Below are 13,638 nucleotides of genomic sequence, written 5' to 3' on the forward strand. Positions count from 1 at the left end.
AGATTAGCCGCTACCTGGGGTACCGCTTAGCGGCGGGCCTTAGGTGCTCGGTCAAAGCCACCCCTGTGAAGCGCGCAAGCCGTACCGTGGGTATTAATTCGGACTCCGCCGATGACTACTGGTTAGGAATTGGCAATGTCTTTTGTGATGGCAGTCCCGGAGGCGCTTGAAGCGGCCGCGACGCAGTTGGCGAGCATCGGATCGGAAATTGAGGCGGCGACTGCTGCTGCCGCGGCATCGACCACCGGGCTGCTGCCGGCAGCTGCCGATGACATATCGGCGGCGATCGCGGCGGCGTTCAGCGGGCACGCCCAGGGCTTCCAAACGCTCAGTGCGCAGGCGGCGGCATTTCACGCCCAGTTCGTGACGGCGACCCAGGCCAGTGCGGGCGCTTACGCTAGCGCCGAGACCGTCAACGCCGGTCCTCTGCAGCCCGTGCGCGACCTGATCAATGCGCCCACCCAGGCGCTGCTGGGGCGCCCGCTGATCGGCGACGGCGCCACCGGGACGGCAACCACTCCCAACGGTGGGGCCGGTGGGATCCTGGCCGGCAACGGCGGCACCGGTTTCACACAAACGGCCAGCGGCGTGGGCGGGGGCACTGGCGGAAGCGCGGGCCTGTTCGGTAATGGCGGCGCCGGCGGTGGCGCGGGGGCCGGCGCCAGTGGCGGGACCGGCGGCGCCGGCGGACTGTTGTACGGCAACGGTGGCACCGGCGGCTTGGGCGGCGCAGCGCTGGCAGGGGTGAATGGTGGCAACCCCGGCGCCGGCGGTGCGGGAGGCAGCGCGCTTCTCTTCGGCGCTGGTGGGGCGGGCGGCCAAGGCGGCGCGGGTCTTCCGGGCGTCGACGCTGTCACCCCCATCAGCGGCACGGCGGCCACCGGCAGCACCGGCCTGGCCGCCGGTAACGTCGGCGGACCCGGTGGCGCTGGCAGCAATGGGACTGTAGGGCAGATCGGCGGGACCGGCGGGGCGGGCTACGGCCCCACCGTCCCAAACTCAAATGCCGATGCCCAGGGCGGCACTGGCGGCATTGGCGGTGTCGGGGGCGGTGGCGGCAATGCCGGCGGTGCAGGCGGGGGCGGTACCGGCGGCGTCGGCGGGCTGGGCGGCAACGGCGGGCTGCTGTTCGGTAGCGGTGGGGCAGGTGGGCACGGCGGCACGGGCGGCACGGGCGGCGCCGGCGGCGCAGCCGCGAACGGCGGGCTGGGCGGCAACGGCGGTACCGCCACCACTTCCGGCAATAACAACATCAACGCAGTCGGCGGCGGCGGCGGCTACGGCGGCATCGGGGACGTCGGCGGTACCGGGGGTGTCGGCGGTACCGGGGGTGTCGGGGGTGGCGGAGGTCGCGGCGGAATGCTGTTCGGCGCGGGCGGTGCGGCCGGCACTGGGGGCACCGGCGGTGTCGGCGGCGCCGCTGGTTCGGGTGGCGGGGGCGGAATCGGCGGCAACGGTGGCAGTGCGTACGCAATCAGCGTTGGCAGCGAGTTCGGTATCGGTGGCAACGGGGGCGTCGGCGGCGACGGCGGCGTCGGCGGCAGGGGCGGGCAAGGCGGGTCCGGCGGGGCCGCCGGAACGGCGGGGCAGGGCGGCTTGTTCGGCCAGGCGGGTGCCGGCGGCACCACGGGGGCGGGCGGCGCAGGCGGCACCGGCGGGGACGGCGGCGCGGGCGGCGGCGGGGGCTCCGGCGGCGTCACGGACAAGTTACCCGGGGGCACTAAGGATCCCATCGGTCCCTTCGGTACCGCCGGCCCGCAGGGCAGTGGCGGCGGCGGGGGCGCCGGCGGCGCGGGCGGGTCGGGCTCAATTACCGGCGCGACAGGCAACAACGGCGCTACGGATGGCGCCTAGCGCAATAGGCTCACCTCACGAGCGCGCGCAAAATGCCACCCAATGCGGCGTGTCGTCGTACAGACACGCGCGCTCGCGGCACAAGGGTCACGCGAACGCCGTGTCGATGATCTCCTGCTGCTCGACGGCGTGCACCTTCGACGACCCTGACGACGGCGCGGACATCGCCCGCCGCGAGATCCGCTTGATGCCGCTGAACCGGTCGGGCAACACCTCCGGCAACGTCAAACCCAACGACGGCCAGGCGCCCTGATTGGCCGGCTCTTCCTGCACCCAGAAGTACTGCTTGACGTTCTCGTAGCGGTTCAGCGTCTCGTCGAGGCGGCGTCTCGGCAGCGGGGCTAGCTGCTCGAGCCGCACGATCGCAATGTCGTCGCGCTTGTCCTTGGTCTTGCGCGCCGCCAGTTCGTAGTACAGCTTGCCGCTGGTCAGCAGGATCCGGGTGACCTTGCTGCGGTCGCCGGTGCCCTCTTCGTAGGTTGGTTCCTCGAGCACCGAACGGAACTTCATCTCGGTGAAGTCCTTGATGTCGCTGACGGCGGCCTTATTGCGCAGCATCGACTTCGGCGTGAACACGATCAACGGTCGCATCACGCCGTCCATCGCGTGCCTGCGCAGCAGGTGGAAGTAGTTGGCCGGCGTCGACGGCATGGCGATCGTCATCGAACCCTCGGCCCACAGCTGCAGGAAGCGCTCGATGCGGCCGGAGGTGTGGTCGGGACCCTGCCCCTCGTGCCCGTGCGGCAGCAGCAGCACCACAGTGGACAGCTGACCCCACTTGGCCTCGCCGGAGCTGATGAACTCGTCGATGATCGACTGCGCGCCGTTGACGAAGTCGCCGAACTGCGCCTCCCACAGCACCACCGCTTCGGGGTTACCGACGGTGTACCCGTATTCGAATCCCACGGCCGCGTACTCCGACAGGGGCGAGTCGTAGACCAGGAACTTGCCGCCGGTGGGAGTCCCGTCCTTGTTGACCGCCAGCAGCTGAAGCGGCGTGAACTCCGTCCCGGTGTTTCGGTCGATGATGACCGAGTGCCGCTGCGAGAAGGTGCCGCGGCGGGTGTCCTGCCCGGAGAATCGCACCAGCTTGCCCTCGGCCACCAGCGAACCCAACGCCAGCAGCTCGCCGAACGCCCAGTCGATCTTGCCCTCGTAGGCCATCTCGCGCCGTCTGTCCAGCACCGGTTGCACGCGCGGGTGCGTGGTGAACCCTTCCGGTACCGCCTTGAAGGCGTCACCGATGCGGGCCAGCAGCGCTTTATCCACCGAGGTGTCCAGCCCGGCCGGGATCATTTGATCTGCTTCCACCGACTCGCTGGGCTGGGCGCCGTGCTTCTCCAGCTCCTTGACCTCGTTGAACACCCGCTCCAGCTGCCCCTGGTAGTCGCGCAACGCGTCCTCGGCCTCTTTGAGCGAGATGTCGCCGCGGCCGATCAGCGCTTCGGTGTAGCTCTTGCGGACGCCGCGCTTGTTGTCGACGACGTCGTACATGTACGGGTTCGTCATCGACGGGTCGTCGCCCTCGTTGTGGCCGCGCCGGCGGTAGCACAGCATGTCGATGATGACGTCTTTGTGGAACCGCTGCCGGAAGTCGACGGCCAGCTGGGCCACCCACACGCACGCCTCGGGGTCGTCGCCGTTGACGTGGAAGATCGGCGCGCCGATCATCTTGGCGACGTCGGTGCAGTACTCGCTGGAGCGGGAGTACTCGGGCGCGGTGGTGAAACCGATCTGGTTGTTGACGATGATGTGGATGGTGCCGCCGACCCGGTAACCGGGCAGGTGCGCCAGGTTCAGCGTCTCGGCGACCACGCCCTGGCCGGCGAAGGCCGCGTCGCCGTGCAGCATCATCGGCACCACCGAGAAGGCCTTTTCGCCCTCGCTGTCGGTGTCACCGTGGTTCAGCAGATCCTGCTTGGCGCGCACCAGGCCTTCCAGCACCGGGTCGACGGCTTCCAGGTGCGACGGGTTGGCGGTGAGCGACACTTGAATGTCGTTGTCGCCGAACATCTGTAGGTAAACGCCGGTCGCGCCGAGGTGGTACTTGACGTCACCGGAGCCGTGCGCCTGGGACGGGTTCAGGTTGCCCTCGAACTCGCTGAAGATCTGCGAGTAGGGTTTGCCGACGATGTTGGCCAGCACGTTGAGCCGACCCCGGTGCGGCATTGCGATGACCACCTCGTCCAGGCCGTGCTCGGCGCACTGGTCGATGGCGGCGTCCATCATCGGGATGACGCTTTCGGCGCCCTCCAGCGAGAACCGCTTCTGGCCGACGTACTTGGTCTGCAGGAACGTCTCGAAGGCCTCGGCGGCGTTGAGCCGGCTCAAGATGTATTTCTGTTGCGCCACAGTCGGTTTGACGTGCTTGGTCTCGACCCGCTCTTCCAGCCAGCGCAGCTGTTCGGGGTCGAGGATGTGGGTGTACTCGACGCCGATGTGGCGGCAGTACGCGTCGCGCAACAGCCCCAGCACGTCGCGCAGCTTCTTGTACTCCGCTCCGGCGAATCCGTTGACCTTGAACACCCGGTCCAGGTCCCACAGCGTCAGGCCGTGGGTCAGCACTTCGAGGTCGGGGTGACTGCGGAACCGGGTCTTGTCCAGCCGCAGCGGGTCGGTGTCGGCCATCAGGTGGCCGCGGTTGCGGTACGCCGCGATCAGGTTCATCACGCGGGCGTTCTTGTCGACGATCGAGTCCGGGTTGTCGGTGCTCCAGCGCACCGGCAGGTAGGGGATGCTCAGCTCGCGGAAGATCTCGTCCCAGAAGTCGTCGGAGAGCAGCATCTGGTGGATGGCGCGCAGGAAGTCACCGGATTCGGCGCCCTGGATGATCCGGTGGTCGTAGGTCGAGGTCAGGGTGATCAGCTTGCCGATGCCCAGGTCGGCGATGCGTTCTTCGCTGGCCCCCTGAAACTCGGCCGGGTATTCCATGGCCCCGACGCCGATGATGGCGCCCTGGCCGGCCATCAGCCGCGGCACCGAGTGCACGGTGCCGATGGTTCCGGGGTTGGTCAGCGAAATCGTCACGCCGCCGAAATCTTCGGCGGTCAGCTTGCCGTCGCGGGCTCGACGCACGATGTCTTCGTAAGCCGAGACGAATTCGGCGAAGCGTAGTTCTTCGCAGCGCTTGATGCCGGCCACTACCAGGGAACGCTTGCCGTCCTTGCCCTGCAGGTCGATCGCCAGGCCCAGGTTTGTATGCGCTGGTGTCACGGCATTCGGTTTGCCGTCGACCTCGGTGTAGTGGCGGTTCATGTTCGGGAATTGCTTGACCGCCTGCACCAGCGCGTAGCCCAGCAGATGGGTGAACGAGATCTTGCCGCCGCGGGTCCGCTTCAACTGGTTGTTGATGACGATCCGGTTGTCGATCAGCAGCTTGGCCGGAATGGCCCGCACGCTGGTGGCCGTGGGCACGTCCAGCGACGCCGACATGTTCTTGACGACGGCGGCGGCGGCGCCGCGCAGCACCTGCACCTCGTCGCCTTCGGCGGGCGGGGGAGGCGCGGCTTTCGGAGCCGCCGCCGGGGCAAGCGTCGGTGCGCCGTTGCCGGATGCGCCCGCGGCGGTGGACTTGGCCGGCTTGACGGGCTCTGGGGCGGGCTTCACCGGGGCGGCCGGCTTGGTGTCCGCGGGTTGGGGTGCGGCGGACTTGGTCTCGGCGGGCTTCGGGGCCGGGGCGTCCTGGCTCGTCTCGCTGGACGACTCGGGGTTGTAGTCAACCAGGAATTCGTGCCAGCTCTCGTCGACCGAGGAGGGGTCCTCGCGGAACTTGCGGTACATCTCCTCGACCAACCACTCGTTTTGCCCGAATGGTGAACTTATGTTGGCCACGGCCGCTGTTCGCCTCAATTCTTGTGTCCTGCAAGCGCTTAATGAACGCCTGCGACTCCTGGCGCCCCGGGGTGGCGTGGGCACCTCACACCCCTCGGTGGTCGGTGACGGGTCCCGACCGTTTCTGACCCATAAAGGCTAGCGCTTTGCCCACGATCCGCGAGAGAGACCAAGCGCTTTAGCCGGCATTCGCCTCAGCTGGCATCCCGGACGGGCGGCAGGACGTGCAGCGTGACGGGCCACCGTTCGGGCGCCGGGCCGAAGGCCGAGCGTGAGTTGCGGACCAGCTTCTTGCCCACCATCCGGTTGCCGATGGCACCGATGATCGCACCGATGCCGACGGGTAGCAGCTTGCCGAACATCAGTGCACCGCGCTTGAGCGCGAACCGTTTGACGAAGCGCTTGAGCAGGCTGTTGTTGAGCTTCGATACGGCCGGCAGCGGCAAGGAGGCCATGCTCTCGGACACCCAGCCGCCGCTGGTCCGTCCGCCGCCGATCACCTCCGCCACGGCGGCCTTGCTGTTGTCACCGACCAGCACGGCCAGCACCAGGGCGCGACGACGTTCCCGATGGTCGAGGGGGATGCCGTGCACCGACGCCAGCGCCAGCACCAGCAGCGCGGTGGCTTCCAGGAACACCGCGGTCTCTCCGGCGGCGGCCGACAACGCGGCCAAGGTGCCGATTCCGGGCAACGTCGCGGCCGCACCCACCGCCGCGCCGCTGGCAGTCACCGCGGCCACAAAGCGTTTCTCCAGCTTCGTCACGATCTCGGCGGGGCTGGCGCCCGGGTGCGCCCGGCGCAGGCGCGCCACATACGCCTCGGCGGCCGGGCCCTGGATGCGCGAACTTCGTTCGATGATCCGGGCCAATGCCCTGCTGGATGCCTTCGGCCGGCCTCCGGAACCTCCGTTGCCGGCGAGCTGCTGGTCCGGTACCGACTTGCTTCGTCGAAAGCTCATAGTGCCTCTCTTCGGGACGGCTTCTCCTCAGGCTAACGCGCGTCCAGCAAAATGAGTGCCGGGCGCAAAAGCCGCACATATTCCGCAGCCGGGTCTCGGGCTTGGCCCGAGAGCGAGGCGGGCAACGCAGCGGGAATAATGCGGGCTGGACTTCGCGTGACGCGACGCGGGAGCCGAAACGAGGTGCGATAGATGAGCACGGCAACGAGGCGGCTGGTGGGGGGCGGCCTCGCCGGGAACCCCTGGGCCGCGCTGTGGGCGATGATGCTCGGCTTCTTCATGATCATGCTCGACTCGACAATCGTCGCGGTGGCCAATCCGACGATCATGGCCGCGCTGCACATCGACTACGCGACTGTGGTCTGGGTGACCAGCGCTTACCTGCTGGGATATGCGGTGGTGTTGTTGGTTGCCGGCCGGCTCGGAGACCGGTTCGGCCCGAAGAACCTTTACGTGATCGGCCTGGTGATCTTCACCTTCGCGTCGGTGTGGTGCGGACTGTCCGGCAGCGCCGCCATGTTGATCGCGGCCCGCGTCGTGCAGGGTGTAGGTGCCGGAGTGCTCACCCCGCAGACGTTGTCGACGATCACTCGCATCTTCCCGGCGCAGGGGCGTGGGTCCGCGATGAGCATGTGGGGCGCGACTGCCGGGGTCGCCAGCCTGATCGGCCCGCTCGCCGGAGGAATGCTGGTCGACGGCCTGGGCTGGCAATGGATCTTCTTCGTCAATGTGCCGGTCGGGGTCATCGCCCTGGCGTTGGCGATCTGGCTGGTTCCGGTCCTGCCGGTCCGCACTAAGCGGTTCGATCTGATCGGCGTCGCGTTGTCCGGGGCGGGCATGTTCCTGTTGGTGTTCGGACTGCAGGAAGGGCAATCGGCTGACTGGAAGCCGTGGATCTGGGCGGTGCTGGTGGCCGGCGTCGGCTTCATCTCCGCGTTCGTCTATTGGCAGTCGATCAACCGGCGCGCGCCTTTGGTTCCCCTGCGCATGTTCGCTGACCGGGACTTCAGTCTGTGCAACATCGGAGTGGCCATCATCTCGTTCGCGTCGACGGCGATGATGCTGCCGTTGACTTTCTACGCCCAGTCGGTGTGCGGCTTGTCGCCCACGCGTTCGGCCTTGTTGATCGCGCCGGTGGCTATCACCAGCGGCCTGCTTGCGCCGGTCGTCGGCCTCGTCATCGACAAGACGCACCCCGTGCCGTTGCTGGGCTTCGGTTTCTCGGCAGTGGCGATCTCGATGACCTGGCTGGCCCTGGAATTGCAGCCCGAAACACCGGTCTGGCGGTTGCTGCTGCCGTTCATCGGCCTCGGGGTGGGGATGGCTTTCGTGTGGTCACCACTGGCCGCTAACGCGACCCGAAACCTGCCGCCGGACCAGGCCGGCGCAGGCTCGGGGGTTTACAACGCCACCCGCCAACTCGGCGCGGTACTCGGCAGCGCGGGCATGGCCGCGTTCATGACGTGGCGGATTAGCGCCGAGCTGCCCGAGGGCGCTGGCGCGCCGGCAACCGAGGACGGCGCGTTGCGATTGCCCGCTTTCGTACGGGAGCCGTTCTCAGCCGCGATGTCCCAGTCGATGCTGCTGCCGGCGTTCATCGCGCTGTTCGGAATCATCGCGGCGTTGTTCCTGGTCGGTGTGTTGACCTCGGCGAGCGGCGCCCGGCGCGACCTCGAGGACCTGGCCGGCTATGCGCTGGCGGACCACCCCGACGATGACGACGACGACGGCTACGTCGAATACATACTGCGTCGGGAACCCACCGCGGACGACGGGTATGACGTCGCCGCGCGACCAGGGCTGGCCCTGCCCCGGCGCGACGGCATTCCCAGGGGCGGCGTGCGTTCCGTCCCCGACTACGCGCGTCAGCGAGATCCGGATGACCCGGTCGCCGGCCGACGCTGACGGTCACGCCCCTCGGTGAGTGCCAGAAAGGCGCCCAACTCCAGCAGCCCGGCCGGGGTGGCCGGCAGATACTGGGTCAACAACTCCGAGCGCACGATGATCGCCGCATACTGCGCGCGGCTGATGGCGACGTTGAGCCGATTCCGGTTGAGCAGGAACGACATTCCGCGCGGCACCTCGTCAACGGATGAGGCCGTCATCGAGATGAACACGACCGGCGCCTGACCGCCCTGGAATTTGTCGACGGTGCCGACCCGGATTCCTGGCAGGCGGGCTTCCGAGAGCTGGCGGCGGATCAGGGCGACCTGGGCGTTGTACGGAGCAAGCACCAGCACATCCGAGTGTTTCAACGGCCTAGTGCCGTGCTCATCGGTCCACGGCCGGCCGATCATGCGACCGATCTCGTCCACGATCGCCGCCGCCTCTGCGGGGCTCTCGAGCGAATTACCTTGATGGCCAACCGGTAGCACGTGTACGCCCGGATCCTGACCGCCCAGGCGGCGCGCGGCGGTGCGCTGCGTGTGTGAACGAAGCCGGCCTTCGTAGGACAGCGCCGAGACGGCCGCGCACACATCCGGATGCATCCGGTAGGACAGGTCGAGAAAGTAACCGCGCTCGTCGGGCAGCGTCTGCTGCCCGTCGACCAGCCATTCCAGCGCGGAGACGTCAACCTTCTCCGGGTGGGTGCCTTGACTGACCTGTGGCAGTTGTTGCGGGTCGCCGAGCAGTAGCAGGTTGTTGGCCGACGGTGCCACCGCGATGGTGTTGGCCAGACAGAATTGGCCCGCCTCGTCGATCACCAGCAGATCCAGGCAACCGGGCGGTACGCGCTGCGCATTGGCGAAATCCCAAGCCGTGCCGCCGATCACGCAGCCCGCGTGGTCGGCGATGAAACTACGGTACTGGCTCGCGTCGACCTGCTGCCAGCGCGCGGCGGCGTCGCCTTTCTTGGCTACCAGCCCCGGATCGAGGCCGGCGTCGATCACGCAGTTCAATACGTTCTCCACCGCGGCGTGTGATTGCGCGACCACGCCGATGCGCCAGCGGTGTTCGGTGACCAGGGTCTTGATCACCCGGGCCGCGGTGTGCGTCTTGCCCGTGCCGGGTGGCCCGTGCACCGCCAGGTACGACGAATCGAGGCTCAGCGTCGCGGCCGTGATGTCGGCGACGGAGTCGGCGCTGCGCGGCAGCGCGCCGTGGGTGCGCGGTGGGTGCCGGAGCAGTAAGTCGATGAGTGCGGTGCGGGGCAGGCTCGGCAACGCCATTGCGACGGTTTGCGCCGTCGACGCGATGGACTCGCGCAGCGCGGTCGTCTTGACCGGCGGCCCGGGCGTCAGCGCGAACGGCGTCTGGTGAAAGGTGTTGCCGTCCTTGCCGGTTCGTTCGATTATGGTCGCCTCGGCGGGCAGGCTGGGGTCGTCGACTCCGACGACCTGTGCGCGGGCCGCCCCCCGGCGGTCAGGATCCTCGGCCATGCCGGCCGGTGCCGGCGGTTCGTAGAGCGCGAACACCTCTTGGTTGAGGTCGCCCCGGGCGAGCTCACCTTTCAGCAGCACCCGGCGCTGCGGCTTGCGGGCTCGCGGCGGCGTGTGCCAGTCGGTGACGATGGATGCGGAGTCGACGACGAAAACGTCTGTGTTGTCCGACCATTCGTCGACGGGGTAGTTGAGCCGGTCGAAGTGCGACCACCAGAACGGCTTGTCCTCGCGTTGGTGATATCCGCGGGCGGCGGCTATCAGGGCGACGGCCGTCTGCTCAGGAGTGCGGTCACCCGCCGTGGCGTCGCCGGTGTACTTCGCCAGTATCGTCGCGAGCTGATCGTGGTCTTTGATGCCGTCGCGTTCCAGGACCGGCTGAATGCCTGTCGGTGTGACGCCCGATTCCCAGGCCAACATCAACAGCCAGTCTCGCAGCTTGCGGGTGGAAAGGCAGTCGTAGTGGTTGTACTCCTCGATCTCTTTGAGCACCGTCGCCGCCTCGTCGGCGCGACCGCCGGCCACCAGCTCGCAGTACCGTGCGTAGGAGGTGATCGAGTCGGCAGCGGTGGTGACGTCGCCCGTGCGCAACTGGGAACCCATGTACAACGGCTCGAGGGCTTTGAGGCTCAGACTCTCCGCGCCCACTCGAATGCTCTTGCGCACCAACGGATAGAGGTCCAAGAGCACGCCGTTGCGCAACAAGTCGTCGACCTCGTCCTCACCAACACCGTAGCGTCCGGCCAGTCGCAGTAACGCCGTCCGCTCGTAGGCCGCGTAATGATATATGTGCATGTGCGGGTAGCGCGTGCGGCGCTTGGCCACCAAGGCCAGAAAACGCTTCAGTGCCTCTCGCTCATCGCTGCGGTCGTGCGCCCAGAGCGGACGGAATTTGCCGGCCGGGCCGGCTTCCAGGACGCCGAACAGGTACTCCAGTCCCCACAAGGTGCCGTCCGCGGTCCACAGCGGGTCGCCTTCGAAGTCGAAGAACAAGTCGCCCGGGCTCGGTTCCGGCAGCAGTGCCAGCGGCTGCGGATCGGCCACCTCGAACTGCGCGGCTCCGGTCTCGCGCTGCCGGATCTGCAAGGCGGCTTGGGCGGCCAACTTGCCGAGGGCAGGCGCGGCCAGGCCGGGCACCGGACGGGTGCGGCCGGCGAGTTCGCCGATGGTGGTGATTCCGGCGTCAATCAGCTTCTCGCGCTGGCTGACTCGCATACCGGCGACCAGCAGCAGGTCGTCGACGGCGCGTAGCTGTTCGGTGCACAGCGGACACCGGAAGCAGACCTGAACCCCGGCGTCGTCCCAGCGCACCGCGCGGCCCGCGGCGTGATGCTCGTCGAGCAGCTTTTGCAGCTGTGCCCGTTGGGTTCGGTAGACCGGCATCAGGTCGCTGAGGCGGTAGCGGACCACCGTGCCGTCGCCGAGTTCGAGCTCGGCATCCGGGGCAATCGGCACCCCGGCCGCCGTCAGCGCGTCGGCATACGCAGCCAATTGCAGCAGCGCGGTGACCTTCGGCGAGCGGGCCAGCTTGGTGTCGGTGACCCGGTACCGCTCGCGGTCGCGGATCAGGAAGTCCGCGAAGCCGACGAAGCGGCCGTCGAACATGGCTGCCTGATAGACGACCGGGGCGCCGGCGGCGATGGCGCGCCGGGTGGCCTCTGCTGCGGCGGTGAGTCCGGCGTGCGTGTAGGCGGGACGGCCGATCACGGCGATCTTGTCCTCGAATTGTGCGCGCAGCCGGTCCAGCCTGCGGCGCTCGTGGTCATCGCCGAGAACGGCCGTGCGCGCCAGCAATTCATCCTCGACCGATACGACCGGGCCGCGCCCGAGCTTGGCGTCAAGATCTCTGAGCAGCGCGTACTCGCATCGCGCGGCGGACGCGAGATCCGATGCGCTGTAGACGATGTTGCCGCCGGTGACGAACACAGCTGTAACGGTAGGCGAGGGGGCCGACACCGCAGTCGCGACGCTTGCGTTGCGTGGCATAACTCCTTCGAAAATCTCTGCTAGACCAGCGTTTCGACCGCTGCCTAACGTTTTGTGACGCGAATCACAAACTTTCCCGGTGATTGCGTTGACACCTTGGGGGTGGCGACGGCGATGACGCAGCCAGCTGGGCGACACGTCGCATCGTCAACGTCGCGAGGTGTCGCAGGCGACAACGAATTCCGCGCCCCGTGGGCGACCCTCGGGGCCATGCTGATCGGCCGTTTCATGATCCTGGTCGACTCCACGGCCGTTGTGGTGGCCAACCCGAGCATCATGGCTGAGTTGCACACCACTTACGACACGGTGATCTGGGTAACCAGCGCCTACCTGCTCGCGTTCGCGGTACCGCTGCTGGTCGCCGGGCGCCTCGGTGATCGCTTCGGCCAGAGAAATCTCTACGTGCTGGGCCTGGCAGTTTTCGTCGGCGCTTCGGTGTGCTGCGGCCTGGCCCGCACGGTCGGCATACTGATCGCCGCACGCGCGGTCCAGGGCATCGGGGCAGCACTACTCGCCCCGCAGATATTGTCCACGCTCACCCGTCTCTTCCCGCCGCAGCGCCGCGGTGCCGCGATGAGCGTGTGGGGGGTCACCGCCGCGGTCGCGACGTTGGTTGGCCCGTTGGCCAGTGGTGTACTGGTCGACAGCCTGGGCTGGGAGTGGATTTTCATTATCAATCTGCCTGTTGGCGTCGTAGGCCTGGCGTTGGCGGTCTGGTTGATCCCGTCGCTGCCCACCCAGCGTCACCAGTTCGACTGGGTCGGCGTGGGGTTGTCTGCGACCGGGGTGTTCCTGATCGTCTTCGGGCTGCAGCAGGGCCAGTCCGCCGAGTGGCCACCCTGGATTGTGGCGATGATCGTCGCCGGGGCCGGCTTCATGTCGCTATTTCTTTACTGGCAGTCGCTCAACCGTCGCGAGCCGTTGGTCCCGCTGCGCATCTTCGCTGATCGGGCCTTCAGCTCGTGCATCGTTGGTGTGGCGGCAATGTCGTTCACCATGACGTCGATGACGTTACCGGTGATGTATTACGCGCAGGCGGTGTGTGGCCTCTCGCCGAGCCGCGCGGCGCTGCTGACGACGTCGATGGCGATCGTCAGCGGCTTACTGGCACCCAGGGTCGGCAAGATCGTCGACAGATCCAACCCGCGGCGAGTCATCGGGTTCGGCTTCTCGATGCTGACGGTCGGGCTGGCCTGGCTCGCGCTCGAGATGTCTCCGGCGACGCCGCTGTTTCGACTGGCGGCGCCCTTTCTCGCCATGGGTGTCGGGGTGGCGTTCGTCTGGTCTCCGTTGGCTGCCACCGCGACCCGGGGTGTGCCGCCCGAGCTGGCTGGTGCGAGTTCGGGTGTTTACGACGCGACCAGACAACTGGGGGCGGTACTGGGCAGCGCCGGAATGGCCGCGTTGATGACGTCGCGGATCACTGCCGAGGTGTCCGTGCTTGCCGGCGGCAGTCCTCATCCGATGGCGCCGACGCGGGCCGCCGACGCCAGCCTGCTGCTACCTGAGCTGCTGCGCGAACCGTTCTGCGCGGCGGTCTCACAGTCGATGTGGTTGCCCGCCACCGTCGCCCTGTTCGGGATAGCTGCGGCACAATTCATGGCCGGCTATGCCGCACGGCCCGGCAT

5 protein-coding genes and 1 pseudogene are annotated in these 13,638 nt (G+C 67.8%); 3 read left to right on the forward strand and 3 right to left on the reverse strand.

The window, feature by feature from the left end; genetic code table 11:
* The first annotated feature begins 135 nt into the window (after window positions 1–135).
* Window positions 136–1,854: a PE family protein gene (locus ACX9NE_RS06565; protein ID WP_459360891.1), complete on the forward strand. Its 1,719-nt coding sequence runs from the start codon at window positions 136–138 to the stop codon at window positions 1,852–1,854.
* 87 nt (window positions 1,855–1,941) lie between these two features.
* On the opposite strand, the gene ACX9NE_RS06570 is transcribed toward ACX9NE_RS06565, so the two are convergent.
* Both ACX9NE_RS06570 and ACX9NE_RS06575 read right to left on the reverse strand, forming a co-directional pair.
* The gene (locus ACX9NE_RS06570; protein WP_459360892.1) at window positions 1,942–5,685 is read right to left on the reverse strand and encodes a multifunctional oxoglutarate decarboxylase/oxoglutarate dehydrogenase thiamine pyrophosphate-binding subunit/dihydrolipoyllysine-residue succinyltransferase subunit; all 3,744 of its coding nucleotides are present in this window, start codon (window positions 5,683–5,685) and stop codon (window positions 1,942–1,944) included.
* A 194-nt stretch (window positions 5,686–5,879) separates the two neighbouring features.
* Window positions 5,880–6,644: a hypothetical protein gene (locus ACX9NE_RS06575; protein WP_459360893.1), complete on the reverse strand. Its 765-nt coding sequence runs from the start codon at window positions 6,642–6,644 to the stop codon at window positions 5,880–5,882.
* Window positions 6,645–6,836: 192 nt separating this feature from the next.
* Here ACX9NE_RS06575 and ACX9NE_RS06580 point away from each other — a divergent pair, with 192 nt between their 5' ends.
* Window positions 6,837–8,549 carry an MFS transporter gene (locus ACX9NE_RS06580; RefSeq protein ID WP_459360894.1) on the forward strand — a complete coding sequence of 571 codons (1,713 nt, stop codon included), beginning with the start codon at window positions 6,837–6,839 and terminating at the stop codon, window positions 8,547–8,549.
* Here the strand turns inward: ACX9NE_RS06580 and ACX9NE_RS06585 are convergent.
* Window positions 8,510–11,950 carry a TM0106 family RecB-like putative nuclease gene (locus tag ACX9NE_RS06585; RefSeq protein ID WP_459361108.1) on the reverse strand — a complete coding sequence of 1,147 codons (3,441 nt, stop codon included), beginning with the start codon at window positions 11,948–11,950 and terminating at the stop codon, window positions 8,510–8,512. The genes ACX9NE_RS06580 and ACX9NE_RS06585 overlap by 40 nt on opposite strands.
* A 270-nt stretch (window positions 11,951–12,220) precedes the next feature.
* On the opposite strand from ACX9NE_RS06585, the pseudogene ACX9NE_RS06590 reads away from it, so the two are divergent.
* Window positions 12,221–13,624, forward strand: a pseudogene (locus ACX9NE_RS06590) (MFS transporter); the annotation flags it as partial.
* Between the last annotated feature and the right edge of the window lie 14 nt (window positions 13,625–13,638).

It is taken from the genome of Mycobacterium sp. ML4 (assembly GCF_054515735.1).

What these genes read in the sequence shown, in the direction of transcription:
- ACX9NE_RS06565 (WP_459360891.1), top strand. Translation starts at nt 136, where the DNA reads ATGTCTTTTGTGATGGCAGTCCCGGAGGCGCTTGAAGCGGCCGCGACG.
- ACX9NE_RS06575 (WP_459360893.1), bottom strand. Translation starts at nt 6,644, where the DNA reads ATGAGCTTTCGACGAAGCAAGTCGGTACCGGACCAGCAGCTCGCCGGC.
- ACX9NE_RS06580 (WP_459360894.1), top strand. Translation starts at nt 6,837, where the DNA reads ATGAGCACGGCAACGAGGCGGCTGGTGGGGGGCGGCCTCGCCGGGAAC.